The organism is Pseudomonas sp. GW821-FHT09E12 (assembly GCF_059416085.1).
In genome coordinates, this window is sequence record NZ_JBWKOM010000002.1 from 518667 (window position 1) to 545307 (window position 26641).

Here is a 26641-nt window from a genome sequence, read left to right on the forward strand (position 1 = left end):
GCCCCCGCTCAGGGCATCAGTTCGCGTAACGCAGGGCGTCGCGCAGCAGGGTGAAGGCCGGTGAGCTCTGGCGCCGGCTGGGGTAGTAGAGGTGGTAGCCGGAGAAGGGTTCGCACCAGTCCGCCAGCACGCGAATCAAGCGACCCTGCTCGACATGGGCCAGCACCAGGTCTTCCGGCATATAGGCCAGCCCCAGCCCCTTGAGGGCGGCGTCCAGGCGCATGGCGATGTTGTTGAACACCAGCTGGCCCTCGACCCGCACCTTCAGTGCCTGGCCCTTTTTCTCGAACTCCCAGGAGAAGATGCCGCCGTAGGTCGGCATGCGCAGGTTGATGCAGTTGTGCTGCATCAGGTCGCTCGGCACTTTTGGCTTGGGGTAGCGGGCGAAGTATTCCGGGGAGCCAACCACCGCCATGCGCATGTCGGGGCCGATGCGCACCGCGATCATGTCCTTGGCCACCTGCTCGCCCAGGCGCACGCCGGCGTCGAAGCCTTCCGCGACGATATCGGTCAGGCCGTAGTCGACGATGATCTCGATGTTGAGGTCGGGATGCTCGGGCAGCAGTTTCTCCAGCGCCGGTTGCAGGACCGTGATCGCCGAATGCTCGCCAGCGGTGATGCGCAGTTTGCCCGCCGGCTTGTCGCGGAACTTGCTGAGCAAGGCCAGCTCGTCGTCGATTTCCTCGAACCGGGGGGAGACCACCCGCAGCAGGTGTTCGCCGGCTTCGGTGGGGGAGACGCTGCGGGTGGTGCGCGCCAGCAGCCTGACGCCCAGGCGTTCTTCCAATTGGCGCATGGCCCGGCTCAAGGCTGGCTGCGACATACCGAGCCTGGCGGCGGCGCGGGTGAAGCTGCGCTCCTGGGCCACGGCGGCGAAGATCGCGAGCAGGTCGTAGCTTTCAGTGGTCATTTATCCGCCCCCGTTATGAACGATGGGGGATTATGCCATCCGATACAGGCAATCGTTCAGCACTTCATGGCACTTGAGGGGAGGCGCGGCGGCGAGCGGACTAGACCCGGCCGAGGGCAAAGTCCGCCGGATCGAAGCGCTCGGTGGTGTCCATCCGGATATTGCGCAGGCCCAGGGTTTCCAGGTGCGACGCATAGAGCGGTTCGGAAAAATAGCTGATCAGGAGCGAGCGGCGGCGTGCGCCGGTCGAGTTCAAGCTGCCCGCATGCACCAGGTCGACATCGAACACCAGGATGTCTCCGGCGGCGCCTGAGAGCTGCACGGACCGGGACTCGTCGGTGAAGTCGAATGGCGGCTCTCCCGGCCCGGGACGATGGCTACCGGGGACGATGCGGGTGGCGCCGTTCTCGGGGCCATAGTCGTCGAAAAAAGCCAGGGCGTTGGCTATATCGCCTGGCCGTTGAGCCGACAGGTCGCGGTGCAGTTGCTGATGACCGCCACCGACAAGGGGCTCGCGACCCTCCACCTGGGAGAGGAAGAAGCGTTCCCCGATCAACTCGCCCACCACCGCCAGCATCTGCGGCAGACGACACACCGCCTGAACCTTCGAATCGGAGTCCAGCAGCGAATGGCGCCAGTCCATGCCACGCGGTACGGGCCATTGGCTCGACGGCACCACACCCGCATCGAACGTGGTACGCAGGTCATCCAGCCACTCGGCCGGGATCGCTCGACGCAGCAGCACATAACCCTCTCGATGGAGTTGTTCGCGGTCAGTCATGGTTTCCTCAGTTTCCTTACCAGCAACGCGTCCTGCGGAGCGGCCCGGGGCAATAGCCGGCCAATGATCAAGCGTAGCTTTTGGAGAACAGAGCGAAGGGTATCGAATGGCATGGCCCAACCAGGTTTTGTTGGAGAGGTTGTCACCTTGCTCGACCCAGACACCTGTTCCCTACGCCTGGAAGAAGCGCCCAGGGCGGCAAGGGGCAAGGGCAGGGGATGTCGTGTCGTCGATGATCTCCTCGCTGGCCAGGCGGCCGACTATCGCCGCCAGCGTGACGCCAGGGTGCATCGCACACACATACACATCGCCGATATCGGGCAGATAGCCGATGATGGGCGTGCCATCGACCGGCATGGGCCTGAGCCCGACACAGGCCGACTCCAGCTCGATGGACGCAACCCCGTGGAGCTCGTTCCGGATGGCCTGGGCGGTGCGCAGCGCTATCGCGGCTGGCTGGTTTTCCAACGTGTCGTCCAGGTAGTCTTCCGCCGCCAGCAGCGTGCCGTCCGGGCCTTGCCGCACTTCCATTTCCGGGCTGGAGATAAGGGTGCGCACGAGGTCGGGTTGTGAGGCGTAGCGGATCAATATGGCTGGGGAGGCCGCTATTGGCAGGGGCAGGTTCAGCAGCTCGGTCAGCTGCTTGATGCCCGTCCCGGCGGCCAGCACGACAACGTCGGCCTCGATACGGCCCCTTGCGGTTGTGACGCCCGTTACCCGCGCACCCTGGGTGGTAAAGCCGAACACCCGCGTCTGGGTGAGCACCTGCGCGCCATGAGCCTGGGCGCCGGCGATCAACGCCTGGGTTGCTTGCACGGCGTCCAGCGCGCCTTCTTCGGCGGCGTACATGGCCTGCTGCGGGGGATGCTTGAGGTTTGGCTCGAGGTCGAGGATCTGTGAGCGCGACAGCTGGGTTGCCGAAGGCGGGTGACCCGAGGCGTGCAGCGCTTCACTCGGGTTTGTGCCGTAAGACAGGGCACCGGTCCAGCGCACCTTCAGGCCAGGCAGCTCGGTTTCGAGCCGGCGGTACTCCTGGATCGCCGTACCGCGCAATGAGGCGATGGGATCGGGCCCGTCGTGGGCGGTGTTGATCCAGGCGAATGAGCGTCCCGTCACCCCGGACGCTATGTCTTCAGCCTCCACCAGAATGACCTTCGCGCCTCTGCCCGCCAGGTGATACGCCAGGGACGCGCCCACTATGCCCGCGCCAATGACCACGACGCGTTTGTTTACCGCGTTCCCCATATCAACCTCCATGTTGTCGACCTGATGAGGGTAGGGCATCCAGATAAACGAATACCCTGAGAACCGAGCGGCCTGCTTCGCAAGCTCCCTGTTATTTTTTTTGCACTGCTATTTCTTGCACTCCGCCAACACCACTTTGCAGGTGCCGGGCGTGCCGCCGGAGCGGCCGGCATAACGGATGCAGTTATTCAGGGATTTCTGGCGTGCCATGCCCAGGGTGGAACCCCAGGCCAGGCCACCCTCGCCGGAAGTGGGCAGCGCTTTGGCGTAACAGTTCGAGCCGATGCTGGCGGTCGAATAACGATACTTGGCGGCTTTGCTTGAACATCCCGCGATCAGCGCCAGGTTGATGGCGAGCAGGGAAAACAGGATCCATGACGAGTATGGGCGTACTGCTGTTCTGGTCATTCCGGTTCCCCTGTATCAAGACGGTAGAGGCGTGTTCGCAGTGCTGTTCTATTCAGCTTAGAGGGTATCGCGCCTGGCCCTGGGGCCGTCTGGCGGAGTGGATGCGTTTGGGTGTGCCTTGCGTCGGTTGCCATCCGTGTTTGCCTTATCGCAGTCATGGTTCTTGCGGCCAATTGTCCTGGATTTCGTACCACGAAGCCTTGAACGCCACCTGAATGTGTTTCTGTTTATCCGCGGTGAAGGGCGTATCCAGAGTGCCCAGGGCGATCGAGATCCAGTCGGCGTATTCGCCCTGGTCCCTGGACCAGAACAGCGACGAACCGCACTGGCCGCAAAACTGGCGCAGCACCGTTTCGGACGATCGATAGGACTGGAGGTTCCCGGCGCCCTGCACGATGCGCAGATCGCTGCGCAACACACTGCCATAGCTGGCGAATGCCGCTCCATGGCTTTTCCGGCACTGGCGGCAATGGCAGTGGGAAAGCGCCTTGGGGAGCGACGAGAGCTGGTATTTGACGGCACCGCAAAGGCAGCAGCCCTGGAAGGTGTCAGTCATTTAAGGGCGCACCTTGAACGGAAGGGCGCCCATTTAAGCAGTCGGTGTCGGGGATGTCGAACGGCTGCCTATTGCTGTTCGTTAACACTGGCTTTCGCCCAGAAGCGACGCTCGCCACTGGCTGCTCGAAGCCGAGAGAGTGTAAAAGCGCTTCCTCGAACCCTTGTTGTGATTCCTGAGGGTTTCCTAGTAAGGATTGCCCGTGAAGCGCTTTATTCAAGGTGTTAGGCGCCACCTGTCAGCATAAGGCTCAAGGTGCCCGGGCAAGTAGAGTTAGCCACAGGGCAATACCGAAATCGCCCCTGATCGTATTGCGACTGCCCGCGACACTTGCATAACCGTAGTCCTTGGCCAGAGCAAAAAGCGCTTCCGGACTTACGTTGCCGCCAAAAACAGAAATTGCATTTGAAAATGCTTGCGCAGGAAAGAATATTCTTCCGAACCAGGATGCTCTCACGCTTGCAATCTCCAGGATTACATCCTCATTTGCGGCAGCAAGTTCGTTAATACTGCGATCAGAGACCGACTCTAGACCTGTATCAAGGCTTTTCCCTCTCAGGGCGAGTACGGACGCACCGTATATATGATTGGTAAGCTGGCCGAACTTTCTGCCCGGAACTTTAAAGGTGGAAAACTCCTTGCTTTTCTTGTAGATCAGCTGCGCAACTTGGTAATCCAACTCGAATGCTTCTGAAACCGCAGAAAGATCAGTGCGATTTATCGGGAAGATGAATCCAAAATAAGCATCCCTGGTCGCATCGATTTTCTCATGAAGATGCCTCGCCTTTTCCTTGTATAGCAATTCAACGTCTTCGCACGTCACGCTACTCAAGTGAACAACATCCAATGATCTGTTCATAGCAATTCCCTTCGACTATCCCGAGAGATGATATATAGCTAACGATTGAACTCAGGGGCGGGCTTTAGCTCGTCCCTGCGAACGAAGCGAGCAATTTAAGCGCATGGTCATGTTTTTTATTAACGATCAAGTTCCTCCGTGAAAGTGATTGCGAATGTATTACGTATAGTTCGAAAATGGCGTTTCATAATATCGATGTGCGTTTATTTATATAGCCAATCCCTCCAAGGGGGCAGCAAGGGCTATTCCCTCCTTTGGCAAGTCAAATGTTGAATCGTCCCTGATTTCCTGGGCACCAGCGAACGATTGCAAAGGGTGGTAAGCCGTCAGGCGTGACTGGCCGCTATCGGCTGCGGGTTCAACCGGACGTGGTGCCGGGAGGGCGACCCCGCATTCACTCCAGGCAGGCTTCAGGTGTCGCCGGCAGGCTATCGAGAAACGCGGTAATCTGCCGGCGGCCGCGCAAGTGCAGCGTGGGAATCTGCGGACCTATGGCCAGGCGTACCGCCTCGGTACCCGGGCGGTAGCCGCGATCGAAAGTCCATACGAAGCGCAGGAAGGTCAGGAATGCCCGATCGAGCTTTTCCGTGCAGCCTGCGGCAAGGTCAGGCCGGGGACGGTTCATGATGCTGCGTATGATCACCCGGGTGAAACAGGTGAGCCGTGGCGTATCGAGCCAGATGATCAGGTCGGCATGGGGCAGGCGAAGGTCGAAGGTCCGTCGGGCATAGTTGCCTTCACACACCCAGGCAGCCGGTGCGAGCGCCGCGCGGACCCGTTCGCGGAACTGCTCGGCGTCGGGTTCGACCCAGCCGGGCTCCCAGAACAGCGTGTCCAGGTGGAGCACAGGCAGGTTCCGGCGCTTGCCGAGGGCACGGGCGAGGGTGGACTTGCCGCTCCCGGCATTACCCAGAATTACAATCCGTTGCATGGGCGCTTCCTGTCGCGAAAAAAGCCGGCGATTGTGCAGGTTTTGCATCGCCAGTTAAAGGCGAATAGTTGGGCCGACCGCACCGGGAATGGAATGTGTGTTGCCAGTGTGGGGCCTGAAGCCGAGAGCAGGAAGTCGATCCATCCTGGTCCCCATTGAACGCCTGCTTCCGACCCTTTGTCGCCTGTCGGCAGCTCTCTCCTTTTAGGGGTGTCTACTGCTAGTGAGGCCCTGTAGGTACAGGGAGGAGAGCAGCATGAGCAATGAACAGGTGGCACCGGAAACCAAAGGGGTTGCAGTGCAGGTACTGGCAACCATTGACCTGGGTCCCGAAATCGAGGGCATGGCCGGGCGCCAACTCAGAATGCGCCTGGTGACCATCGAGCCTGGAGGCGTATTCGGGCCAATCCACAACCATAAAGACCGGCCAGGCGTCGTCTACATACTGGAAGGCACCATCACTGACCATCGCGATGGCGGCGACACGGACTATGGCCCGGGAGTGGGGTGGCCCGAGGATCGGGACACCACGCACTGGCTTGAGAACAAAGGGCCGATTCCGGCGCGGGAGATTTCGGTCGATATTATCCGGCAAGAGTGAGCCCGGGCCGAACATCGATACGGGCGAGCCAGACGCGCGGTTCGCCCAACGCCCATCATTCCCCCGCACCCGCCGCGCCATTGGTCGGGTCGCCCTCGGCCAGCATGCGCATCAGGATTGCCCGCTCCTTCGGCCCTGGCACCAGGCCGCTGGTCTGGCCTTCCAGGACGATGATGCCGTTGTCGTTGGTCATGCTGATGGCCGCCGTAGCCCGGCCTTGTTCGTCCAGCGCCTGGATGACCCAGTGGCAAGTGATGGTGTCGCCGGCATACACCGGCTGCTTGAACTGGAAGCTCATGGCCGAGGCCAGCCAGCCGATCTGTCCGCCGATTTCGGTGAGCAGGCTGGCGGTCAGCAGGCCATGGGAAACCGGTGCCCTGAAGCGCCGGGCCGCGGCGAACTCGGCATCGAAATGCACCGGGTTGTAGTCGCGGGACAGCGTGGCGAAGCCCTGGATATCCGCCTCTGAAAAACAGCGGGAGAGGGTGAAGCGGTCGCCTGCCTGAAGCCCTTCGGTGGCGCGCTGTCGGAAGCTTTTCATTGCGGTTCCTGGTCCTTTTGCGTATTCGGGGGAGTGCGGTTTCGAGCCTTTTGGATACCCGTGGAACATACCGGTTCAGCGCAGGATCTGCTCGATGAACAGCAGCACGGCGATGATGATCATCAGCGCCCCCGAGAGCCGGCTGACCGCTTGCGCGGCCACCGGGCGCGTCTGCAACACGGCGCGGGAAGCAAAGCCCACCAGCAGGTAGATCACCGCGCAGCTGAAGGCATGCAGCAGCCCCAGCGCGACGATTTGCAGCGGCACCGGCCAGGCGGCCAGCGGGTCGGTGAATTGTGGCAGCAAGGCCAGGAACAGCAGGAACACCTTGGGGTTGAGGCCACTGACGCAGGCGCCCTTGAGGGTCCAGCGAGCCCAGGACGCAGAGGCTTGGGCCTCCCCGGCGCGGGGCACGGACGGGTTGCGCAGCATATTGATGCCCAGCCAGAGCAGATAGCCAGCCCCGCCAAGGGTCAGCAGCGAGAGGGCCAGGGGATTGCTGGCGATCAGCCCGCCGACCCCGGCGGCCACTATCAGCGTCGCCAGCAGATGCCCGATCAACAGGCCGGCCACCGCGGGTATCACCACTCGCCCGAACAGGCCGGCCGATATCGCGTAGGCCCAATCCGCCCCGGGGGTGATCACAAATAGAAACGACACCGCCCAGAACGCCGCGAAAATACTCAGGCTCATGGCCGTCTTGCCTTGTGCTGCTGGGCGAATGCTGTTTCTGGGCTGTCGACGGTGGTGTTAATCGGGGAGGGCATGCTTCTTTCTCGCAAAGATCAGGTTTGCGGAAAGATTAATGGAGTGCGGTGAGAATATTTTCTCTATTATTCCAGTCCGAATAAAGTTTTGGGGTAGATCCTTCTGGATGGACAGAATTGATCAGAAGATTCTTGCCGAGCTGCAGGCGGACGGGCGTTTGTCGGTGACCGAGCTGGCGGAGCGGGTCGGCCTCAGCCTGTCGCCGTGCCATCGTCGCGTGCGGGCGCTGGAGGAGTCGGGGGTGATCCAGGGCTATCGCGCCCAGTTGTCGCCCAGCGCCCTGGGCCTGACGTTTTCGGCGATGGTGTTTGCCACGCTGCGCGAGGGCGATCACCAGGCGGTGGCCGCCTTCGAAGCGGCGCTGCTGCCGATCCCGCAGGTCGTCGAGGCGCAACGGCTGTTTGGCGAGCCGGATTACCTGCTGCACGTCATCACCCGCGACCTGCCGGCCTTCCAGCAGCTTTACGATGACCGCCTGTCCAAGCTGCCCAACGTTCAGCGCCTGACCTCGACCCTGGTGATGAAACGGGTGATTCAGGACCGCTCGCTGCCGCTGTGAGACGCGTCGACGCATACATCAGAACAACACTTCAGGGAGATACCGATGCGTGAACGAAAATCGGCAAGATTGCTGGTCATCAACCCTTCGCGAAAGGTCCTGCTGTTCCGCTTCCTGCACAAGGAAGGGGCGCTGGCGGGGGATGACTATTGGGCCACGCCCGGTGGCGGGCTTGAAGGGGACGAAACCTTCCAGGTCGCGGCGATTCGTGAACTGCACGAGGAAACCGGTATTCAGGTCTGCGCGGTGGGAGAGCCGGTGGCCGATCGCCGGTTTCCCATGCAACTGCCCAGCGGCGAGTGGGTCACCTCGGTCGAGCAGTATTTTGTGGTGCACGCGCCAGACCAGCCGCTCTCTCGTGCAGGCTGGACCTCGTCCGAGGCCCAGGTGATGGCCGATCATCATTGGTGGTCCGCCGATGATCTGCGAGCCACCGAGGCCACCGTCTGGCCGCAAACGCTGGTGCACATGCTGGAAGAAGCGGGGGTGTTCGAGCCGTCCTTGTAGCGATTTTTCCGCGCCCTAATCCTGGCTTAATCCTGGTCCGTTGATATCATGCGCAGCCGGTTTTTTCGGCGGCCGGTTTATGCCATCGGTCCAAGGGCAAGAGCGGTTTTCCACCACTCGGTTTTTTTTATCGCTAAACTCCAGACCCATGAAACGCTACCTGCGGTTTTGTCTTGTGTTCCTGATCAGCCTGGCGCTTCCCCTCAGCGGGATGGCGGGCGCTCAGGCGCCGACCGAACCCTGCCCGATGAAGTCCATGGGCATGGCGATGATGGACGGCATGGGCATGGATTGCTGCAATGACCTGAAAAGCCCCGTCGAACACGGCAAGCCCTGCAAGCCGGGCCAGGAATGCAAGACGGGCGGCATGTTGCAGGTCTCGATCGTCAAACCGCCTGTCACCGTGTCCGGCCCCGTTGTCCTGTCCATCCCCAACGATTTCCTGCCCGCGCAAAGCCCTTCCGGGGTGTGGCGACCGCCCCGCGTCTGATTCCTGTACCGCTCTGAATTCCATCCCGCGTTAGCGGGAGGGCGTAGCCGTGCGCCTGCCTTGAAAAGGCGCGCGGTGGATCATCACAGGAATCGTCAACATGAATCCCAAGTGCTATCGCACAGGCTGGCCCCTCGTGGCCGGGCTGGCGGCAAGCGTGCTGGCATTGCCGAGCCTCGCTGGCGCGCTGACGCTCGATGAAGCGTTGCGTCTGGCGGAAAACACGGCGCCGTCGCTGAGCGCGCAAGACGCGAAAATCCAGGCCGCCAGCAGCGCTGCCATCCCCGCCGGCGAACTGCCGGATCCCAAATTGCTGTTGGGCGTGCAGAACTTTCCCATTGGTGGTTCGGATCGCTGGAGCCTTGAGCAGGATTCCATGACCATGCAAATGGTCGGGGTCCGCCAGGAAATGCCCAATAGCGACAAGCGCAAAGCCCGCGTCGAGGTTGCCGATGCGGCCGTCGAGCGTGCCACCGCCGAGCGCCGGGTGGAGCGACTGAACGTACGCCAGTCCACCGCCCTGGCCTGGATCGGCAGCTATTCGGTGGAGCGTAAGGAGGCGCTGCTCCAGGACCTGTACAAGGAAAACCGTCTGCTGGGCGACACCGTCCGCGCGCAGATTGCCGCTGGCCGCGGGTTACCGGCGGATGCGGTGACGCCCAGGCAGGAAGCCGCGCAACTGGCGGAGCGCGAGGATGAGCTGGTCAGCCAGCGGGCCCAGGCCCGGGCCGCGCTCAAGCGCTGGATCGGCACCGCCGCCAACGACCGGCCCGAGGGACGCCTGCCGGCGTGGCCGATGGATGGCTTGGGCTACTCGCACAGCCTGCAACACCACCCTGAACTGGCTGCGTTTGTGCCCATGACCCGCGAAGCGCAAGCCAAGGTTCATGAAGCCGAGGCAGATAAACAGTCGGACTGGAGCTGGGAGCTGGACTATCAGCGCCGTGGCCGTGAGTTCGGCGATATGGTCAGCGTGCAGTTCTCCTGGGACTTGCCGCTGTTTCCCGGCTCGCGCCAGAACCCCAGGATCGCCGCCAGGCAGGCCGAGCTGAGCCAGCTGCAGGCCGAGCGCGAAGCCATGTCACGGGAGCACGCCCAGCAACTGGAAGCGCAACTGGCCGACTATGAACGCCTGGACCGCGCGGTGCGCCGCAACCAGCAAACCCTGGTGCCGCTGGCCCGGGAAAAGGTCGACCTGAGCCTGGCCAGTTATCGGGCCGGCAAGGGCGATCTGGCGGCGGTGGTCGCCGCCCGCCGCGAATTGATCGAAGCCCGCCTCAAGCAGATCGATATCGAGGAACAGCGTGCCCTGACCAACGCTCGCCTGTATTTCGCCTACGGAGAGACCGCGCCATGAATTCGCCGATCTGGAAAGTTGCTTCAATTGTCAGCGTCGCGCTCGCCTTGGGTGTGGCGGGCGGTTATTGGCTGGCCCGACCACGCCTCAACGAAGCGCCGGAGGTCGCAGTCGGGCAGGAGGCATCGGCCGAGCCCAAGGCGCTGTACTGGTACGACCCGATGTACCCGCAGCAGAAGTTCGACAAGCCGGGCAAGTCGCCGTACATGGACATGCCACTGACCCCGCGGTATGCCGACGGCCAGGGAGCCCAGGGGGATGGCGCGGCGGTGCGCATCGACCCGAGCCTGACCCAGAACTTCGGCCTGCGCCTGGCCACCGTCACGCGCGGGGTATTTGCCAGCAGCGTCGATGCAGTCGGTGTGCTGGCGTTCAACGAGCGCGAGGTGGCGGTCATTCAGCCGCGCACGGCAGGTTTTGTCGAACGGGTGTATGCCCGTGCGCCGGGCGATGTGCTCAAGGCCAACGCGGCCCTGGCGGATATCCTGGTGCCGGAATGGGCGGCGGCCCAGGAAGAGTTCCTCGCCCTCAAGGCCAGTGGCGATGCCGGTTTACTCGCGGCCGCCCGCCAGCGCTTGCGTCTTAGCGGGATGCCGGCGGCCTTGATCGCCCAGGTCGAGCGCAGTGGCAAGGTCCAGCCGGACCTGACGTTGAGCAGCCCCATCGGCGGTGTATTGCAAGAGCTGAATGTCCGCCAGGGAATGACCGTGGCCGCCGGCGAGACCCTGGCCCGGGTCAACGGCTTGAACAGTGTCTGGCTGGCCGTGGCGGTTCCGGAGTCGCAGGCTGGCTCGCTCGTCACCGGGCAGGTGGCCGAGGCCAGTCTTCCGGCTTTCCCGGGGGAGGTCTTCGCGGGGCGGGTCGACGCGATCCTTCCGGATGCCAATGCCGATAGCCGTACGCTTCGCGTGCGGGTCGAGTTGACCAACCCGCAGGGTCGACTGCGGCCAGGCATGAGCGCCCGGGTCAGCCTCAAGCGTTCGACGCAGCAACCGCTGTTGTGGGTGCCCAGCGAGGCGGTGATTCGCACCGGCCGCCGGGCCCTGGTGATGCTCGCCGAAGAGGGCGGGCACTATCGCCCGGTGGAGGTGCAGCCAGGGCCGGACAACGCTGGCCAGACGGCCATCTTCAACGGCCTGGAGGAGGGGCAGCAAGTGGTGGCTTCCGGGCAATTCTTGCTGGACTCGGAAGCCAGCCTCAAGGGCATTGTCGCCGCTTCGTTGCAAGCCCCGGCAGTTGCCTTGCATGAAGCCCAGGGGCAGATCCTGGCCATCGACAGCCAGAACGTCACGCTCGCCCATGGTCCCTTCAAGACCCTGGGCATGCCCGCCATGACCATGACCTTTCCTCTGGCCAATCCTGGCCTGACGCAGGGCCTCAAGGTGGGCGACAAGGTGCGGGTGGCGCTGAGCCAGAGCGACAACGGCCTGCGTGTCGAACGCCTGGAAAAAGCGGGGAGCCAGCCATGATCGCAGCCGTGATTCGTTGGTCGGTGGCCAATCGTTTTCTGGTGTTGCTGGCGATGCTGTTCGTCAGCGCCTGGGGTGTCTGGTCGGTGCAGAGCACGCCGGTCGATGCGCTGCCGGACCTGTCGGATGTGCAGGTGATCATCCGCACGCCCTATGCGGGGCAGGCACCGCAGATCGTCGAGAACCAGGTGACCTATCCGCTGGCCACCACCATGCTTTCGGTGCCTGGGGCCAAGACCGTGCGCGGGTATTCGTTCTTCGGCGACAGCTTTGTCTATGTGTTGTTCGAAGACGGCACCGACCTGTACTGGGCCCGTTCGCGGGTGCTGGAGTACCTGAGCCAGGTCCAGAGTCGCTTGCCGGCCAGTGCCAAGCCGGCGCTGGGGCCGGATGCCACCGGGGTTGGCTGGATTTTCCAGTACGCCCTGGTGGACCGCAGCGGCGGGCATGACCTGGCGCAACTGCGCGCGCTGCAGGACTGGTTCCTCAAGTTCGAGCTCAAGACCCTGCCGAACGTGGCGGAAGTCGCCACGGTGGGCGGTATGGTCAAGCAGTACCAGGTGCTGCTCGATCCGCTGAAACTGGCCAGCCTCGGTATCACCCAGGCCGAGGTCGGCGCGGCGATCGGCAAGGCCAACCAGGAAACCGGTGGCGCGGTGCTGGAGATGGCGGAGACGGAGTTCATGGTGCGCGCTTCCGGTTACCTGAAGACCCTCGATGATTTCCGCGCCATTCCACTCAAGCTGACGGCGGGCGGGGTGCCGGTGACCCTGGGGGAGGTCGCGACGATTCAGCTCGGCCCGGAAATGCGCCGCGGCATCGGCGAACTCGATGGCGAGGGCGAAGCGGTGGGCAGCGTGGTGATTCTGCGCAGCGGCAAGAACGCCCGGGAAACCATCGCGGCAGTCAAGACCCGGCTCGACGAGCTGAAACGCAGCCTGCCGGCGGGGGTGGAAATCGTCACCACCTACGACCGCAGCAAGCTGATCGACCGCGCGGTGAGCAACCTCGGCCACAAGTTGCTGGAGGAGTTCATCGTCGTGGCGCTGGTGTGCGGGATCTTCCTCTGGCACCTGCGTTCCTCCCTGGTGGCGATCATCTCCTTGCCGATCGGGGTGTTGATCGCCTTTGTGGTGATGCGGCACCAGGGGCTCAACGCCAACATCATGTCCCTGGGCGGGATCGCCATCGCGATCGGGGCCATGGTCGATGCGGCGGTGGTGATGATCGAGAACGCCCACAAGAAGCTCGAGGCCTGGCACCAGGCCCATCCCGGGCAAACCCTGCAAGGCGAGCCGCGCTGGCAGGTGATCACCGAGGCGGCGATCGAGGTCGGGCCGGCGCTGTTCTTCTGCCTGTTGATCATCACCCTGTCGTTCATCCCGGTGTTCACCCTGGAGGCCCAGGAAGGGCGGTTGTTCGGCCCGCTGGCGTTTACCAAGACCTACGCCATGGCCGCGGCGGCGGGGCTGTCGGTGACCCTGGTCCCGGTGTTGATGGGTTACTGGATTCGCGGGCGGATTCCCAACGAGCAGCAGAACCCGCTGAACCGCTGGTTGATCGGTATCTATGAACCGGCCCTGGAGGCGGTATTGCGCCGGCCCCGGGCGACCTTGCTGGTGGCCTTGCTGGTGTTCCTCAGCGCGCTATGGCCGATCTCGCGTCTAGGGGGAGAGTTCCTGCCGCCGCTGGACGAAGGCGACCTGCTGTACATGCCGTCGGCGCTGCCGGGGCTGTCGGCGCAGAAGGCGGCGCAACTGCTGCAACAGACCGACCGGCTGATCAAGACCGTGCCGGAGGTCGAGCATGTCTTTGGCAAGGCCGGCCGCGCGGAAAGCGCCACCGACCCGGCGCCCCTGGAGATGTTCGAAACCACTATCCAGTTCAAGCCCCACGAACAGTGGCGCCCGGGCATGACCCCGGAGAAACTGGTGGCGGAGCTGGACCGGGTGGTGCGGGTCCCGGGGTTGACCAATATCTGGATTCCGCCGATCCGCAACCGTGTGGACATGCTCGCCACTGGCATCAAGAGCCCGATCGGGGTCAAGGTGGCCGGCAGCGATCTGCGGCAGATCGATGCCGTGACCCAGGCCGTCGAGCGGGTGGCCAGGAACGTGCCCGGGGTCAGTTCGGCGCTGGCCGAACGCTTGACGGGTGGTCGTTATATCGATGTGGACATCGACCGCCAGGCGGCCGCGCGCTACGGCCTGAATATCGCCGACGTGCAGTCGATCGTCAGCGGTGCCATTGGCGGTGAAAACATCGGCGAGACCATTGAAGGGCTGGCCCGCTTCCCGATCAGCCTGCGTTACCCCCGTGACTGGCGGGACTCGCTGGGGGCTCTGGAGCAGTTGCCGATCTACACCCCGCTGGGCAGCCAGATCACCCTCGGCACCGTGGCCAAGGTCAAGGTCAGCGAGGGTCCACCGATGCTCAAGAGCGAAAACGCCCGGCCTTCGGGCTGGGTGTATGTCGATGTGCGGGGGCGGGATATTGCCTCCGTGGTCGCCGACCTGCGTCGGGCGGTGAGCGAGCAGGTCCAGCTGCAGCCGGGCATGAGCCTGAGCTACTCCGGGCAGTTCGAGTTTCTCGAGCGGGCCAACGCCCGGCTCAAGCTGCTGGTCCCGGCCACCCTGCTGATCATCTTCGTGCTGCTGTACCTGACCTTCACCCGCTTCGACGAAGCCTTGCTGATCATGGCCACGTTGCCGTTCGCCCTGACGGGCGGGGCGTGGTTCCTCTATTGGCTGGGCTTCAACCTGTCGGTGGCCACCGGTGTCGGCTTTATCGCCCTGGCCGGGGTGTCCGCCGAGTTCGGCGTGATCATGCTGCTGTACCTGAAGAACGCCTGGGCCGAGCGCGAGGAATCCGCCGAGCGTACCGAGGCTGGGTTGCTCGCGGCGATTCGCGAAGGCGCGGTGCAGCGCGTGCGCCCCAAGGCCATGACCGTGGCGGTGATCATCGCCGGCCTGCTGCCGATCCTGCTGGGCAGCGGCACCGGCAGCGAAGTGATGAGCCGCATCGCCGCGCCCATGGTCGGCGGCATGCTCACCGCGCCCCTGTTGTCCCTGTTCGTCATACCGGCGGCCTATCGCCTGATGCGCCGCCGGCACCTTCGCGCTGTCTCCATCACACAAGGAAAAAACCTATGAAACTGATCCAGATCGTTATCGCTGGCACCCTGGCCGCGCTGTCCCTTGCCGCCCACGCGCAGGACATGCCCGGCATGAAAATGGATGGCATGAAAATGGACGACATGAACGGCATGCAGATGAAGCAGGAAGCCCGACAGGTTCAACAGGCCAGTGCCGAGGGCACGATCAAGGCCATCGATGCCGCGAAGCAGCGGGTGACCATCGCCCACGGCGCCGTCCCCGCCGTGCAATGGCCGTCGATGACCATGACCTTCGTCGCGACCGCAGAGCAGTTGGCGGGACTGGCGATTGGCGACCGGGTGACCTTCGCATTCCGCCTGGACGGCGGCGCGGCCACTATCGTTTCCATCAGGAAATAAAACCACTAGGCCGGCATGCGCAGGCATGCCGGCCTCACGCTCATTGTTCACAGCGGCGCCGTCGGCTCGTTCCTCTCTCTACCAACCATTAGAGGGAACGCCCGATGAGAAACACCGAACTCAGCCACATCATCCTCAGTGACCACTCGCGCATCGAGGCCGCCATCAGTACCGGCGCGGCCTGGGAAGTCTGGTTCCAGGTCGAGTTTCTTCTGCTGCTGCGTGCAGCGCATCTGTCGACCGCTCGCGAAATACCCTATCCACCGCCGAACCAGGCCTTGCACCTCGATCTGCTTGCCCAACAGGGTGTCGAGAGTTATGCCATCGAGGTGAAAGTCGAGAGCGCCACCAACGCTGGCAACAAACTGTTGGCGGAAACCTGCAAGGACATCGAGAAAATCGCCAAATACACCGAGCCTGTCGAGGCCCGCTGGGTGGTTTCCCTGGCCTATAGCGACGTGGCCAAACACTCGTTGCGCGGTTTCACGGAGGAGAACAGCGGCCACGCCATCTACCACGAGGCCGGTTCGATCGGCTGCATGATCTTCTCGGTTTGACCCGCACAAGCGCCAGCAGGGCATGAAGCCTTCCTGGCGCCTTTCGACAGGTCGCGCCCTTAGTGAGAGAACAACTGCCGGTCGCCCTGTTTCTGTGAGCCTGCGACGTAGTACGCCTCGAACCAGGCGGGCTGGCCGGAGATCGCCGTGGGTTTTTTCAGCAACAGTGGCGGTGGCTGCTTCCCCTGGGTCTCATCGGCGCTGCTGAAGGCCTTTTGCATCACGCTGCGAAAGTGCAGGTGATCGAATATCAGCAGGGCCTGGATGGCATAGACCACGGCGATTTTCTGGTCCTCGATCAGGACCATGTGATCGCCGTTTTTTTCTTCCCCCGAAATGGACAGGTTCGAGGAACCGGTGAAGACCTTGGCGCTCGGCAGGTTGAAATCGGTGACGACAAACTTGTTGTGCACCGAAATGCCGGTGCCGCCGGACCACTCGCTGCGAAAAGGTTCCGGTGCGTACTTGGCGAGATAGGCGAAATCCACCTCGGCCGAGGTGCCATCGGGCTTGATCACATCCATGCCCGAGGCCTTGTCGGTCACGCCATAGTTGAACACCGGGCGCTTGTAGAGGCGGCTGATCGACTCGTACAGGGGGCCGCTGGTGATCTGATTGAGGAAGGCGATGTTGAACAGCACCGAGCGGCTGGCCTGGTCGATCGCGCCGCCTATCGGGCTGAGCGACAGGTCGCTGCCGCTGTGTGGCGAGAAACAGAAATGCAGGCGCGGGCCGGCGGTCGTTGCGGTGCCGGTTTCGATCACGTGCCATTTCTGCGCCAGGTCGCTGGCCTCGAAGTTTTTCGGATCGCTGAAGCTGGCGTCGAAGACCCGACCGAACAGGTCCGCTACCTCGAGGTGCTTGAACAACAGCGCATTGTTGTTCTGCACATAACAGCCGCGGAAGCTGAAGTTGGTGGAGCCGCACAGCACCTGGTAAGGCTTGCCGTTGCGCCGGGCGATCAGCACCTTGTGATGCTGCAGGCCATGGAAATGGCTGCGTCGAACCCGGTCCGCGCCGGCCGAGGCCAGAAGGCGGCTGGCGGCCCGGGTCTCGCAGCTGTCGGCGGCGGCGTGATCGCCGGCGTCGTCGATAATGATGCGCAGGCGACTACCCAGCGCCTCCAGTCTGGCGAGGATGTCCGGTTCGTTGAAGTCGTAGGCGAAGACATCGAGGGTGGTGTCCGGCTGCCGCAGGACTTCATCCAGCACCGCGAAAATCATCGACACCGCCTCGAAGCCGAGCCACTGGTACATGGCCGTCTCGGTCTTCGGGTGGTCGAGCCCGTCCTTGGTTTTCGATGGAATCAGGCTCTTGCCATACACATCGACCTTGACGCCCGCGGGCACCCGGTCGCGGAAGGCCTGCGAGGAGGTAAAGCCCCGGGTGAAACCAATGTCGAGGATGCCTTCGTAGCTGATGGGGTCGAGGTCGATCGCCAGTTCGATGGCCGTGCCGGAAACCAGCTGGCCGTCGTTGGCCATGTGCATCATCCGGCCCCGGTAGGTGAAGGTGCCTTGGTCGACCTCATGGGGGACGTGAACCCAGCGAAACTTCTGGAAGGGCGCTTCCAGCGAGGAATACTTGCGCTGGCCATCGACCGCGCTGTGGGCCGGCTCGTCGTAGGCAAAGGCGATGCGGTTGGGCAGGGGCTTGAAGTCGGTGCTGCCGGGAAACCGGCATTCGATGGCGAACCCCACCAGGTCGGGGGGAGGGGTGTCGACATCGAAACCGATCAGGCACATGCGTTCGCCGCGCCACAGCTTCATGGTGAAACCGTCGAGCGTCTGGGTGTTGTAGAAATCGGCCATGGGGGCGCTCCTTGCGCGGGGGGACGAGTCAAGCCGGGGCTGGATGTGTGCAGCGTAGAACAGCGCGGCGGGCGGTGGCGGTTTTAGCACGGGCCGGGTCGCGGGGCGGGTTGTATTGGGCCCCGATGCTCTTATATGTTGCAAGCCCGACCCGTTCGACTCCTTGCAGAGAAACCCTCGATGAACCTCGCCACCCTGTTGCTGTTTCTCCCGGCCTGCTTCGCCCTGAACATGGCGCCCGGGCCCAACAACCTGTTGTCGGTCAGGAACGCGACGGCCTACGGTTTTCGCACCTCCTGCCTGGCGGGTGCCGGGCGACTGGCCGCGTTCGCCCTGATGATCGCCCTGGCCTCGGCCGGGCTGGCAGTGGTGCTGCAAGCCTCGGAACTGCTGTTCTATGCGATCAAGATCCTGGGCGCGGCGTACCTGCTGTACCTGGCGTATCAGCTCTGGAGCGCCGACACCCAGGCCGAAACCGAAAAAAAGACCGCGCCCCTGGGGCTGGCCGCGCTGGCCCGGCAGGAGTTCCTGGTGGCCATCGGCAACCCCAAGGCGATCCTGATCTTCACCGCCTTCCTGCCGCAATTCGTCGACCCCGCGGCCCCGGTCCCCGGCCAGTTCCTGGTGCTCGGCGCCTTGTTCCTGCTGCTGGAATGGATAGCCATCAGCGCCTACGCCTGCATGGGCCTGCACATGCGCCGCTGGTTCGCCGAGCCGCGCGGCAAGAAGATCTTCAACCGCTGCTGCGCGGCGTTGTTGTCGGCGGCGGCTTCGGTGTTGCTGTTGGCGCGGCGGGCTTGAGTTGTCCGTAGATGTGCGTGCTCTTGCCGGGGGCCGTTGACGTCGCCTTCCAGCGTGATGGTTGGCACTTTGAACGATACGCAGATCGCTTCGCAGCACCTGCCCTAAGGGGCGAATGCCACCCATGGCTTTTACGGCGCTGGCTGCAATGGCCAGTGGGAAAGCGCTTTGGGGCGGGACGAGCGCTGGTATTCAATGGCGCCGCACAGGCAGTTGCCCTGGAAGGTGTCAGTCATTCAAGGGCGCACCTTGAAGCGCAAGGGCGCTCATATAAACGGCCGGTGTTGGGGAGGTAGAAGGGCTGGTTTCGGCCGTGGATTCAATCGGCCGATGCAGCGGATTGGCCATAAGCGGGTACTCAAGCTACGGGCCTGGCGTTTTGCTCGCTGCGGTTCAGTCTTCCGGCAGGTTATTGAATATTTTTTCCAGGGTTCCGTTCAGTTTGGTGATCTGGGCCTCGGTCAGGCCTTTGAAACTGGTGCGGAAGATATCGCTGGTGCAGTGCTGGACTTCTTCGATGGTATGGCGGCCGATATCGGTGAGGGAGACCTGAGTCACGCGCCCATCGCTGGCGCTAGTGTTGGTCTCCACCAGGCCATCGGCTTTCATGCGATAGACAATTTTGGTGATGGTCGAGAGCTTTGCGATGGCATGGATGGAGATTTCCGAAATGCTTGATTCGCCATTTTCCTTGAGGATGAACAGAATCCGCCAGCGCGGGATATCCATATCGATTTTTTTCAGCGCTTTCTCCATGGCCATGGAGTAGCGGCCATGCAGGCGAGCCAGCCAGTAGAAGGGAAAATCTTCCTTCTTGAAGTCTTCACTGGCGGGGTTGTATCGGCTCAGGCGCTTTTTCGGGGTGGTCATAAAGGTTGGCGTAGTCTTTCTGGTGAGCTGGGTTGATAGCGGGCGCCATTGTCGCGCCGCACGCAGCAAAAAACCAGCAGACAGGTCACAGCGTGCCTTGGGCAAGGCCTTCAGGTCGGACGCTCGTGTGTGAGGTTTTGACGAAAGTGTCGGCCACCCTTGATCGGCTAAAACAGGGTGGGTAGGAGTGCGAAGGCCGGGGTACGGTTGAGCATGCAGAGCCGCGCCTGGGGCTGTTCGGCGCTGCTGCGAATCGCAGGTGCGAGCCCGCTGATTGGCTCGATCGATTCCGTCAGGCGGCTGGCCGCCTGACGGACCCTTGAACCAGCCACTGAGCGCTCTCGCGATTACCAGCGCGGGCCGAGTTCGGCGCACATTTTGCGAACCATGGCGTCGAAGAATTTCACCGCGAAACCGCTGTCCCGAATGAGCATGGCCGTGAGTTCGGCGCACTTGCGGCTGATCGCCTCCGGCAGCGGATTGTCTTCACCGCCCAAGGCGCCGGCCTGGCACTGGATTTCGGCGGCGCGCTGCACCGTCCACAACAGGAAGAACGCCTTGGCGATACTGCTTTCGCCGACGGCAATGCCGTGGTTGCGCAGCACCAGAATGTGCTTGTCGCCGAGGCTGTCGATCATTCGGGTTTTTTCGTCATCAAACAGCGTGATGCCTTCGAAGGTGTGGTAGCCGATCCGACCGTAGAGTTGCGCCCCATAAAAGTCGTTATGAGCAAAACCGGCCTTTTTCATGACAATCGCCGAAATCGGCGTGGTGTGCGTGTGGATCAGGCACTGAATATCTGCGCGCGCACCGTGCACTGCGCTGTGCAGGGCGAAGCCGGCAGGGTTGCCGTCATAGGGCGAGTCTTCGAGCTTCTTGCCGTGCAGGTCGACCTTGAGCAGGTTGGCCGGCGTCACTTCGGTGTAATTCAGGCCGAACGGGTTGACCAGATAGTGGTGCGCCGGGCCGGGCAGGCGTGCGGAAATATGGTTGAAGATGGTCTCGGTCCAGCCAAAGAAATCCACCAGGTGGTAGCAATGCGCAAGTTGCACGCGCAGTGCCCATTCTTCGTCGCTGCACGTCTGGGGTGTTGCCGATGGGGTCTGGTCCATGTCGATGTCCTGGTTGTAGTGAGTCAGTGACGGGCCTGTTCGCCGCGAAAGCGTGCCAGGGCAATGAGGTGGCGAGTGATGGGCATCGGGATCGCCATGCCATCGGCCAGCTCCAGCACCGCATCGCCGATGGCGGCCAGCTCCAGAGGGCGGCCTTTCTCATAGTCCTGCAGCATTGAGGTGCGCACGGCGCCCATGCCGGCGCCGAGTTCGAGAAAGGTCCTTGGATCGATGCTCACGCGCGCGCCATAAGCGGCGGCCGTCAGCAGGGCTTCGTGCAGACAACTGCTGACCAGGTCGCGGAGCTCCGGCAGGCTGTAAAGCTGCTCGAGGGTGGCGCCGGTAATCACCGAGAGCGGGTTGGAGGTGAGGTTGGCGATGATCTTGGTCCACAGGTTGTCGCGGATGCGGTCGGTGGCTCGCGCTTCTATTCCGACACTTTCAATCAGTGCGCGCACACGCTCCAGGCGCGGGCTGAGACGGTTGTCGGGTTCGCCGAAAATCATCAGGTGCGGGGTGCGCGATTCGGCCACGGCGCTGGCCGGGCAGTGTGCGGTGATGAACACTACGCAGCCGATCACGTGACGCAGATCCAAGGTCCGGCTGAGAATCGACTGCGGATCGACCGCGTTCACCTGTTGCCCCGCGTAGCGTCCACCCTCGCCGTGGAAGTACCACCACGGCACGCCGTTGACCACCGGGATCACCACCGTCTCGGCAGTCATCATCGGTTGCAACTGCGGCAGCAGGGTGGCCAGGGCTTGTGCCTTGGCGCAGAGAAAAATCAGGTCTTGCTCGCCGAGGCTGGCGGCGTCGTCGCTGGCGTCGACCCGTACATGGTGGTGGCCGTCCAGGTCGTTCAGGTGGATGCCGTCACGGCGGATGGCGCTCAGGGTTTCTCCTCTGGCCAGTACCTTGACCATGTGGCCGCTAGCAGCCAGACGTGCTGCCAGGGTGCAGCCGATAGCACCGGCACCGGCGATGCCAATGCGTAGGGGGATAGCGTTCATCGCGACTCCAGATGTTCAAAGGCCGGATAAGACCGTGCTCGACGCGTCCGGCGCCCTTCGGTCGCCGGGGCAGGGCAGCCGTCAGTTGGCGAGCATTTCCTGGTGCTTGCTGGCCAGGCCCAGATAGGCTTCGATCACGCGCGGATCGTCGGCCAGTTGCTGCGCCGGGCCCTGTATGGCGATCTGGCCGGTTTCCAGCACATAGGCGTAATCGGCCACCCGCAGGGCGGCGCGCGCGTTCTGCTCCACCAGCAGAATCGATACCCCTTGCTCGCGCAGGGCGGTAATGATCCGGAAAATCTCCCGGGTAATCAGCGGCGCCAGGCCCAGGCTCGGTTCGTCGAGCATCAGGAGCTTGGGCTTGGCCATCAGTGCCCGACCCACGGCGAGCATTTGTCGTTCACCGCCAGACAATGTCGCTGCCAGTTGTTCACGGCGCTCCCAGAGACGCGGGAACAGCTCATAGATTTCGGCCAGCGTCTCGCTGTAGCGCCGGTCGCCCCGGCGATGGCGCTGGAAGGCGCCGAGCAGCAAGTTGTCGGCCACGCTCATGCTGGTGAACAGCTCGCGTTTTTCCGGCACCAGTCCCAGGCCCCGTGAGACCATCACTTCCACTTCCGGCAAGGCTTCCAGGCTGCCATCGAAATGAACCTGCCCCCGGGAGCCAAGCACGCCCATGATTGCCGAAAGCAGGGTGGTCTTGCCGGCGCCATTGGGGCCAATCACCGTCACGATCTGGCCCTTGCCCACCGTCAGGCTGGCGTCGCTCAGCGCTTCGACTTTGCCATAGGCCACGTTCAGGTCCTTGATCTCCAGCACGGCGTCGTCGACCTGGTTGCGCTGTGTGAGGTGCGGTTCCACTTGCATGTTCATCATTCGGCTCCTCCCAGATAGGCTTCCAGTACCGCGGGATCCTTCTGTACGTCTTCAGGCAATCCCTGGGCGATCCGCTGGCCGAACTCCATGACCACCACGCGGTCGACCAGGCCCATGACGAAGTCCATGTCGTGCTCGACCAGCAGGATCGCCATGCCTTCGCTGCGCAGGCGGCTGAGCAGGACGCCCAGGGCTTCCTTTTCTTTCAGACGCAGGCCGGCCGCGGGTTCGTCGAGCAGCAGCAGGTACGGGGCGGCGCACAAGGCGCGGGCAACCTCCAGAATCCGTTGTTGGCCCAGGGCCAGGCTCCCGGCCTCTTCATACAGGTAGTCGCCGAGGCCCACGCGCTCCAGTTGATGCCTGGCTTCGCCGAGCAACCGGGCTTCCTCGCGACGATCCAGGTGCAGGGCCGCCGACAGCACGCCTTGCTTGCCACGCAAATGCGCGCCAATGGCGACGTTCTCCAGCACGCTCATGTTGCCCAGCAGTTTCACGTGCTGGAAGGTGCGGCTCATGCCCATGCGTGCCACTTGCCGGGCATTCAGGCCATTGATCTTCTGGCCCATGAACAGCACATCGCCGCTGCTCGGTGTGTCGACACCGGATAGTTGGTTGAACAGGGTGCTTTTGCCGGCGCCGTTGGGGCCGATCAGCGCGAGGATTTCGCCGGAGCGGATTTCCAGGCTCATGTCGTTGTTGGCCACCAGCCCGCCGAAGCGTTTGGTCACATGCCGCGCTTCAAGGACTCGTTCGCCATGTTCAGGCCGTCGCCGATGTGCCAGCGGCACAGCCGGGGCGTCGGTGCTGTGGACCTGGCGGCGTACCTTGGCGCGGGCCGGTATCAGGCGCGCCAGCAATGGCCAGAGACCGGCGGGCGCACGCTGCATGAGGACCACGATCAGAATGCCGAACACGATGATTTCGTAGTTGCCGGTATGCCCCAGCAGAGCCGGCAACCAGTCCTGCAACCACTGCTTGAGCAGGGTCAGGATGCCCGCGCCGAGCAGGGCGCCCCAGACGCTGCCGACACCGCCGATCAAGGCCATGAACAGGTAGTCGATGCCCATGTTCAAACCGAATGGCGTCGGATTGACGAAGCGTTGGGTGTGGGCATAGAGCCAGCCGGAAATCGCCGCGAACACCGCGGAAATGATGAAGATCACCATCTTCGAACGGAAGGTGTCGACGCCCATCGATTCGGCCATTGCCTGGCCACCCTTGAGGGCGCGGATGGCGCGGCCTTCGCGAGAGTCGAGGAGGTTCTGGGTGATGACGATCGCCAGCAACAGCAGGGCCCAGATCAGGTAGAAAATGTTCTCGCCCTTGTCCAGCTTCAGGCCGAACAACGAGATCGACGGCAGGCCACCGACGCCGGTATGGCCGCCCAGAGATTCCAGGGTGCCGAACAGGTAGTACAGCGAAAGCCCCCAGGCAATCGTCCCTAGCGGCAGGTAATGCCCGGACAGCTTGAGCGTCAGCGCGCCGAGAATCAGCGCGACCGAAGCGGTGAGCACCACGCCCACCAGCAGCGTCAGCCAGGGTGACGTTCCGGCCCAGGCCAGCCAGGCCGGCAATTGTTCGGCGGTGGTCAGGTAGGCCGAGGTGTAGGCACCGAGCCCGACGAACGCGGCCTGGCCGAAACTGGTCATGCCGCCGACGCCTGTGAGCAGCACCAGCCCCAGCACCACCATGGCGTACATGCCGATGTAGTTGAGCAGGGTGACGTAGTAGGGGGGCAACAGCAGCGGCGCAATGCCCACCGCCAGCAACAAGGCAAGTAACAGGTAGCGCGAATTCATTCTTCTTCCTCCACATGACGACGGGTGAATGAGCGCCAAAGCAGGAACGGAATAATCAGCGTGAACACGATGATTTCTTTATAGGTGCTGGCCCAGAACATGGAGAAGGCTTCGATCAGGCCCACCGCCAGGGCGCCGAGTGCGGCGACCGGATAGCTGACCAGCCCGCCAATGATCGCCCCGACGAAACCTTTGAGGCTGATGACGAAACCGGAGTCGAAGTACAGTGTGGTGATCGGCGCGATCAGGATCCCCGAAAGCGTGCCGATCAGCGCGGCGAGCAGGAAGGTCGACTTGCCCGCGAGCGTCGGGGAAATCCCCATCAGCCGGGCACCCATGCGGTTGATCGCGGTGGCACGCAAGGCCTTGCCATAAAGCGTGCGCTCGAAGAACAGGTACAAACCGACGATCAGCCCCAGGGACACGGTCAGGACCCAGAGGGTCTGGCTATTGAAGGTCACCGGACCGAGTTCCAGCCCGGCTTCGGAGAAGGGCCTGGTGCGGGCGCCTTCGGGGCCGTACAGCAATAGCGCCATACCGGTCATGCTGACGTGCACGGCGATCGACACAATCAGCAGGACCAGCGAACTGGCCGAGGCGATCGGTTGGAACACCAGGCGGTAGATTTGCGGCCCCAATGGTACCACCAGCGCCAGCGTCAGCAGCGCCTGGACCGCCATCGGCAACTCGGCCAATGGCAAGGTGTTGATCAGCACCGCCAGCAGCCCCGCGTAGCCGAGCTTGAAGAGAATGCGTACGGCAAGCCGAAGGCTCGCACGTGCCGCCCCCCACAGGTCGAGCGCGCAATCGATCAGTGTCAGGCCGAGTAGCAGCCAGACCAGGGCCGTCGGGTGGCCGTTCTGCAACGTGGCCATGGTCAAGGCGCCGTAGGTCACGAATTCACCCAGGGGGATCAACAGGATCCGGGTCACGGTGAACACCAGAAGGATCGACAGGGCCAACAGCGCATAGATCGCGCCGTTGGTCATGCCGTCCTGGCCCAGCAGCATGGCTATCTGGAAATTCATAATGAGAGCTCTTGTCTACAGATTGAATATCAGGCCCGCGTGCAGGTGCGGATCGCCTCGTCGGCAATCGAGCGGGGCGTGCGGCGGGCCGTGCAACCAGGCTTCGATCAATGGTCTTGCAGCAGCATCCAGGTGCCGTTCTTGACCACGATCAATTCGCGGCCGCGTTCGTCAAAGCCGCTGTGGTCTTGCGGTGTCATGTTGTAAACACCCTGGGTGCCGGCCAGTTCGTGGCTTTGCTCGAGTGCATCGCGCAGGGCCGCGCGAAACTCGGGAGTTCCGGGTGCGCCTTTCTTGGCTGCAATCGGGATTGCCTGCTGTAGCAGCAAGCCGGCGTCGAAGGTGTTCCCGCCGAAGGTCGCCGGTTTGCTGCCATTGAGCTTTTCGTAGGCCGTGGTGTAGTCGCTGGCGATTTTCTTCGAGGGGTGGCTGTCCGGGATTTCATCGATTACGAGCATCAGGCTGGCAGCCAGAATGGTGCCTTCGACCTTTTTTCCGCCCAGCTTGAGGAAGTCCGGCAGTGCCGCGCCGTGGGTCTGGTAGATCTGCCCGCGATAGCCCTGATCGAACAGTGTGGTCTGCGGCATCACCGCCGAGCTGCCGGGCGCGGCGACCAGTACCGCGTCGGGACGGCTGGCGAGTATTTTCAGGCTCTGCCCGGTGACGGATGTGTCCTGGCGCTGGAAGCGCTCGTTGGCCACGACCTTGATGTTGTGCTGCGCCGCCAGGCCGCTCACAACCTTGGCCCAGTTCTCGCCATAAGGGTCACCGGTGCCGATGAAGCCGAGTGTCTTCACGCCCTTCTTGGCCATGTGTTCGAACAGCGCCTTGGCGATCAGGTCATCGTTCTGCGTGGTCTTGAATACCCATTTCTTCTGCTCGGTCATCGGCAGCACCACCGCGGCGGTGCCAACCGGGGCCAGCAGCGGCACGCCAGCTTCGGCGACGAACTGGATCACACCCATGGCATTGGGCGAGCCGCTCGGGCCGATGATGGCGTCGACATTTTCTTCGTCGATCAACTTCTTCAGCGCCTTCACCGTAGCGCTCGGGTCGCTCGCATCATCCAGAGAAATGTACTTCACCGCCTGATCACCAGCCTGGGCCGGCAGCAGGGGGATAGTGTTTTTCTGGGGTAGCCCGACCAGTGCGATCGGCCCGGTGGAGGAGGTAATGACCCCGACTTTCACATCTGCCTGGGCGGCAGCGCAGACGGCACTCAACAACAACGTGGACACGGCTTTTCTGAAAAGCATGACTTTCTCCGAAGAGTTGCAACGC

At 62.9% G+C, this 26641-nt stretch carries 27 protein-coding genes; 10 read left to right on the forward strand and 17 right to left on the reverse strand.

Annotated features, from left to right (window positions below; genetic code table 11):
- Positions 1-16: 16 nt before the first annotated feature.
- The 7 genes from AC07PQ_RS07450 to AC07PQ_RS07480 all read right to left on the reverse strand — a co-directional run bounded on the left by AC07PQ_RS07450 (position 17) and on the right by AC07PQ_RS07480 (position 5690).
- Positions 17-910 (reverse strand): LysR family transcriptional regulator, encoded by an 894-nt coding sequence (locus AC07PQ_RS07450; RefSeq protein ID WP_493184978.1) that lies wholly within the window; start codon positions 908-910, stop codon positions 17-19.
- Between the two features lie 100 nt (positions 911-1010).
- Positions 1011-1691: a phytanoyl-CoA dioxygenase family protein gene (locus AC07PQ_RS07455; protein ID WP_493184977.1), complete on the reverse strand. Its 681-nt coding sequence runs from the start codon at positions 1689-1691 to the stop codon at positions 1011-1013.
- Between the two features lie 171 nt (positions 1692-1862).
- Complete coding sequence (locus tag AC07PQ_RS07460) at positions 1863-2936, reverse strand: NAD(P)/FAD-dependent oxidoreductase (RefSeq protein ID WP_493185318.1); 1074 nt, start codon at positions 2934-2936, stop codon at positions 1863-1865.
- 108 nt (positions 2937-3044) lie between these two features.
- Positions 3045-3344: a hypothetical protein gene (locus tag AC07PQ_RS07465; protein ID WP_007932027.1), complete on the reverse strand. Its 300-nt coding sequence runs from the start codon at positions 3342-3344 to the stop codon at positions 3045-3047.
- A gap of 154 nt (positions 3345-3498) precedes the next feature.
- Positions 3499-3900: a GFA family protein gene (locus AC07PQ_RS07470; protein WP_493184976.1), complete on the reverse strand. Its 402-nt coding sequence runs from the start codon at positions 3898-3900 to the stop codon at positions 3499-3501.
- 250 nt (positions 3901-4150) lie between these two features.
- Complete coding sequence (locus AC07PQ_RS07475) at positions 4151-4759, reverse strand: hypothetical protein (protein WP_493184975.1); 609 nt, start codon at positions 4757-4759, stop codon at positions 4151-4153.
- Between the two features lie 394 nt (positions 4760-5153).
- On the reverse strand, positions 5154-5690 hold the full coding sequence (locus AC07PQ_RS07480; RefSeq protein WP_493184974.1) for a P-loop NTPase family protein: 537 nt from the start codon (positions 5688-5690) through the stop codon (positions 5154-5156).
- Between the two features lie 256 nt (positions 5691-5946).
- Between AC07PQ_RS07480 and AC07PQ_RS07485 the strand changes: the two genes are divergently transcribed.
- Positions 5947-6291, forward strand: a complete 345-nt coding sequence (locus tag AC07PQ_RS07485) for a cupin domain-containing protein (RefSeq protein WP_007932019.1) — start codon at positions 5947-5949, stop codon at positions 6289-6291.
- Positions 6292-6346: 55 nt separating this feature from the next.
- Here the strand turns inward: AC07PQ_RS07485 and AC07PQ_RS07490 are convergent, their stop codons facing one another.
- Both AC07PQ_RS07490 and AC07PQ_RS07495 read right to left on the reverse strand, forming a co-directional pair.
- Positions 6347-6832, reverse strand: a complete 486-nt coding sequence (locus AC07PQ_RS07490) for a MaoC family dehydratase (protein WP_493184973.1) — start codon at positions 6830-6832, stop codon at positions 6347-6349.
- A 75-nt stretch (positions 6833-6907) separates the two neighbouring features.
- Positions 6908-7525, reverse strand: coding sequence for a LysE family translocator (locus tag AC07PQ_RS07495; RefSeq protein WP_007932015.1), 618 nt, complete (start codon positions 7523-7525; stop codon positions 6908-6910).
- Positions 7526-7706: 181 nt separating this feature from the next.
- On the opposite strand from AC07PQ_RS07495, the gene AC07PQ_RS07500 reads away from it, so the two are divergent.
- The 8 genes from AC07PQ_RS07500 (at position 7707) to AC07PQ_RS07535 (ending at position 16053) form a co-directional block, all read left to right on the forward strand.
- A complete protein-coding gene (locus tag AC07PQ_RS07500) occupies positions 7707-8159 on the forward strand; it encodes an Lrp/AsnC family transcriptional regulator (RefSeq protein ID WP_053260817.1) in 453 nt (150 codons plus the stop codon).
- 45 nt (positions 8160-8204) lie between these two features.
- Positions 8205-8666 (forward strand): NUDIX hydrolase, encoded by a 462-nt coding sequence (locus AC07PQ_RS07505; protein ID WP_493184972.1) that lies wholly within the window; start codon positions 8205-8207, stop codon positions 8664-8666.
- A 148-nt stretch (positions 8667-8814) separates the two neighbouring features.
- Positions 8815-9156, forward strand: a complete 342-nt coding sequence (locus AC07PQ_RS07510; RefSeq protein ID WP_007932009.1) for a hypothetical protein — start codon at positions 8815-8817, stop codon at positions 9154-9156.
- A gap of 100 nt (positions 9157-9256) precedes the next feature.
- Entirely contained in the window at positions 9257-10513 is a 1257-nt protein-coding gene (locus AC07PQ_RS07515; protein WP_493184971.1) for a TolC family protein, read from the forward strand.
- Positions 10510-11982 (forward strand): efflux RND transporter periplasmic adaptor subunit, encoded by a 1473-nt coding sequence (locus AC07PQ_RS07520; protein ID WP_493184970.1) that lies wholly within the window; start codon positions 10510-10512, stop codon positions 11980-11982. Before AC07PQ_RS07515 ends, AC07PQ_RS07520 begins: the two co-directional genes overlap by 4 nt.
- Complete coding sequence (locus tag AC07PQ_RS07525) at positions 11979-15134, forward strand: efflux RND transporter permease subunit (RefSeq protein ID WP_493184969.1); 3156 nt, start codon at positions 11979-11981, stop codon at positions 15132-15134. Before AC07PQ_RS07520 ends, AC07PQ_RS07525 begins: the two co-directional genes overlap by 4 nt.
- Entirely contained in the window at positions 15131-15496 is a 366-nt protein-coding gene (locus AC07PQ_RS07530) for a copper-binding protein (RefSeq protein ID WP_493184968.1), read from the forward strand. Before AC07PQ_RS07525 ends, AC07PQ_RS07530 begins: the two co-directional genes overlap by 4 nt.
- Before the next feature lie 104 nt (positions 15497-15600).
- A complete protein-coding gene (locus tag AC07PQ_RS07535; protein WP_493184967.1) occupies positions 15601-16053 on the forward strand; it encodes a hypothetical protein in 453 nt (150 codons plus the stop codon).
- A 59-nt stretch (positions 16054-16112) separates the two neighbouring features.
- Here the strand turns inward: AC07PQ_RS07535 and AC07PQ_RS07540 are convergent, their stop codons facing one another.
- On the reverse strand, positions 16113-17864 hold the full coding sequence (locus tag AC07PQ_RS07540) for a phospholipase D-like domain-containing protein (protein WP_493184966.1): 1752 nt from the start codon (positions 17862-17864) through the stop codon (positions 16113-16115).
- Positions 17865-18044: 180 nt separating this feature from the next.
- Here AC07PQ_RS07540 and AC07PQ_RS07545 point away from each other — a divergent pair, with 180 nt between their 5' ends.
- Positions 18045-18665, forward strand: a complete 621-nt coding sequence (locus tag AC07PQ_RS07545; protein ID WP_493184965.1) for a LysE family translocator — start codon at positions 18045-18047, stop codon at positions 18663-18665.
- A 393-nt stretch (positions 18666-19058) separates the two neighbouring features.
- Here the strand turns inward: AC07PQ_RS07545 and AC07PQ_RS07550 are convergent, their stop codons facing one another.
- From AC07PQ_RS07550 to AC07PQ_RS07580, 7 genes are all read right to left on the reverse strand, one after another.
- Complete coding sequence (locus tag AC07PQ_RS07550; RefSeq protein WP_007931992.1) at positions 19059-19535, reverse strand: MarR family winged helix-turn-helix transcriptional regulator; 477 nt, start codon at positions 19533-19535, stop codon at positions 19059-19061.
- Between the two features lie 347 nt (positions 19536-19882).
- Positions 19883-20647 carry a class II aldolase/adducin family protein gene (locus AC07PQ_RS07555; RefSeq protein WP_053260822.1) on the reverse strand — a complete coding sequence of 255 codons (765 nt, stop codon included), beginning with the start codon at positions 20645-20647 and terminating at the stop codon, positions 19883-19885.
- A 23-nt stretch (positions 20648-20670) separates the two neighbouring features.
- Positions 20671-21657 carry a ketopantoate reductase family protein gene (locus AC07PQ_RS07560; protein ID WP_007931987.1) on the reverse strand — a complete coding sequence of 329 codons (987 nt, stop codon included), beginning with the start codon at positions 21655-21657 and terminating at the stop codon, positions 20671-20673.
- Positions 21658-21738: 81 nt separating this feature from the next.
- A complete protein-coding gene (locus tag AC07PQ_RS07565; RefSeq protein WP_007931985.1) occupies positions 21739-22533 on the reverse strand; it encodes an ABC transporter ATP-binding protein in 795 nt (264 codons plus the stop codon).
- Entirely contained in the window at positions 22530-24332 is a 1803-nt protein-coding gene (locus AC07PQ_RS07570; RefSeq protein WP_007931983.1) for a branched-chain amino acid ABC transporter ATP-binding protein/permease, read from the reverse strand. Before AC07PQ_RS07570 ends, AC07PQ_RS07565 begins: the two co-directional genes overlap by 4 nt.
- Positions 24329-25360, reverse strand: a complete 1032-nt coding sequence (locus tag AC07PQ_RS07575) for a branched-chain amino acid ABC transporter permease (RefSeq protein WP_007931981.1) — start codon at positions 25358-25360, stop codon at positions 24329-24331. The genes AC07PQ_RS07570 and AC07PQ_RS07575 overlap by 4 nt, the downstream gene beginning before the upstream one ends.
- A 107-nt stretch (positions 25361-25467) precedes the next feature.
- Positions 25468-26616, reverse strand: coding sequence for an ABC transporter substrate-binding protein (locus AC07PQ_RS07580; protein ID WP_007931979.1), 1149 nt, complete (start codon positions 26614-26616; stop codon positions 25468-25470).
- Positions 26617-26641: the final 25 nt, after the last annotated feature.

Excerpts from the sequence above, each read along its gene's own strand:
- AC07PQ_RS07450 (WP_493184978.1), bottom strand. The coding sequence starts at position 910 with ATGACCACTGAAAGCTACGACCTGCTCGCGATCTTCGCCGCCGTGGCC.
- AC07PQ_RS07455 (WP_493184977.1), bottom strand. The coding sequence starts at position 1,691 with ATGACTGACCGCGAACAACTCCATCGAGAGGGTTATGTGCTGCTGCGT.
- AC07PQ_RS07460 (WP_493185318.1), bottom strand. The coding sequence starts at position 2,936 with ATGGGGAACGCGGTAAACAAACGCGTCGTGGTCATTGGCGCGGGCATA.
- AC07PQ_RS07465 (WP_007932027.1), bottom strand. The coding sequence starts at position 3,344 with ATGACCAGAACAGCAGTACGCCCATACTCGTCATGGATCCTGTTTTCC.
- AC07PQ_RS07470 (WP_493184976.1), bottom strand. The coding sequence starts at position 3,900 with ATGACTGACACCTTCCAGGGCTGCTGCCTTTGCGGTGCCGTCAAATAC.
- AC07PQ_RS07475 (WP_493184975.1), bottom strand. The coding sequence starts at position 4,759 with ATGAACAGATCATTGGATGTTGTTCACTTGAGTAGCGTGACGTGCGAA.
- AC07PQ_RS07480 (WP_493184974.1), bottom strand. The coding sequence starts at position 5,690 with ATGCAACGGATTGTAATTCTGGGTAATGCCGGGAGCGGCAAGTCCACC.
- AC07PQ_RS07485 (WP_007932019.1), top strand. The coding sequence starts at position 5,947 with ATGAGCAATGAACAGGTGGCACCGGAAACCAAAGGGGTTGCAGTGCAG.
- AC07PQ_RS07490 (WP_493184973.1), bottom strand. The coding sequence starts at position 6,832 with ATGAAAAGCTTCCGACAGCGCGCCACCGAAGGGCTTCAGGCAGGCGAC.
- AC07PQ_RS07495 (WP_007932015.1), bottom strand. The coding sequence starts at position 7,525 with ATGAGCCTGAGTATTTTCGCGGCGTTCTGGGCGGTGTCGTTTCTATTT.
- AC07PQ_RS07500 (WP_053260817.1), top strand. The coding sequence starts at position 7,707 with ATGGACAGAATTGATCAGAAGATTCTTGCCGAGCTGCAGGCGGACGGG.
- AC07PQ_RS07505 (WP_493184972.1), top strand. The coding sequence starts at position 8,205 with ATGCGTGAACGAAAATCGGCAAGATTGCTGGTCATCAACCCTTCGCGA.
- AC07PQ_RS07510 (WP_007932009.1), top strand. The coding sequence starts at position 8,815 with ATGAAACGCTACCTGCGGTTTTGTCTTGTGTTCCTGATCAGCCTGGCG.
- AC07PQ_RS07515 (WP_493184971.1), top strand. The coding sequence starts at position 9,257 with ATGAATCCCAAGTGCTATCGCACAGGCTGGCCCCTCGTGGCCGGGCTG.
- AC07PQ_RS07520 (WP_493184970.1), top strand. The coding sequence starts at position 10,510 with ATGAATTCGCCGATCTGGAAAGTTGCTTCAATTGTCAGCGTCGCGCTC.
- AC07PQ_RS07525 (WP_493184969.1), top strand. The coding sequence starts at position 11,979 with ATGATCGCAGCCGTGATTCGTTGGTCGGTGGCCAATCGTTTTCTGGTG.
- AC07PQ_RS07530 (WP_493184968.1), top strand. The coding sequence starts at position 15,131 with ATGAAACTGATCCAGATCGTTATCGCTGGCACCCTGGCCGCGCTGTCC.
- AC07PQ_RS07535 (WP_493184967.1), top strand. The coding sequence starts at position 15,601 with ATGAGAAACACCGAACTCAGCCACATCATCCTCAGTGACCACTCGCGC.
- AC07PQ_RS07540 (WP_493184966.1), bottom strand. The coding sequence starts at position 17,864 with ATGGCCGATTTCTACAACACCCAGACGCTCGACGGTTTCACCATGAAG.
- AC07PQ_RS07545 (WP_493184965.1), top strand. The coding sequence starts at position 18,045 with ATGAACCTCGCCACCCTGTTGCTGTTTCTCCCGGCCTGCTTCGCCCTG.
- AC07PQ_RS07550 (WP_007931992.1), bottom strand. The coding sequence starts at position 19,535 with ATGACCACCCCGAAAAAGCGCCTGAGCCGATACAACCCCGCCAGTGAA.
- AC07PQ_RS07555 (WP_053260822.1), bottom strand. The coding sequence starts at position 20,647 with ATGGACCAGACCCCATCGGCAACACCCCAGACGTGCAGCGACGAAGAA.
- AC07PQ_RS07560 (WP_007931987.1), bottom strand. The coding sequence starts at position 21,657 with ATGAACGCTATCCCCCTACGCATTGGCATCGCCGGTGCCGGTGCTATC.
- AC07PQ_RS07565 (WP_007931985.1), bottom strand. The coding sequence starts at position 22,533 with ATGATGAACATGCAAGTGGAACCGCACCTCACACAGCGCAACCAGGTC.
- AC07PQ_RS07570 (WP_007931983.1), bottom strand. The coding sequence starts at position 24,332 with ATGAATTCGCGCTACCTGTTACTTGCCTTGTTGCTGGCGGTGGGCATT.
- AC07PQ_RS07575 (WP_007931981.1), bottom strand. The coding sequence starts at position 25,360 with ATGAATTTCCAGATAGCCATGCTGCTGGGCCAGGACGGCATGACCAAC.
- AC07PQ_RS07580 (WP_007931979.1), bottom strand. The coding sequence starts at position 26,616 with ATGCTTTTCAGAAAAGCCGTGTCCACGTTGTTGTTGAGTGCCGTCTGC.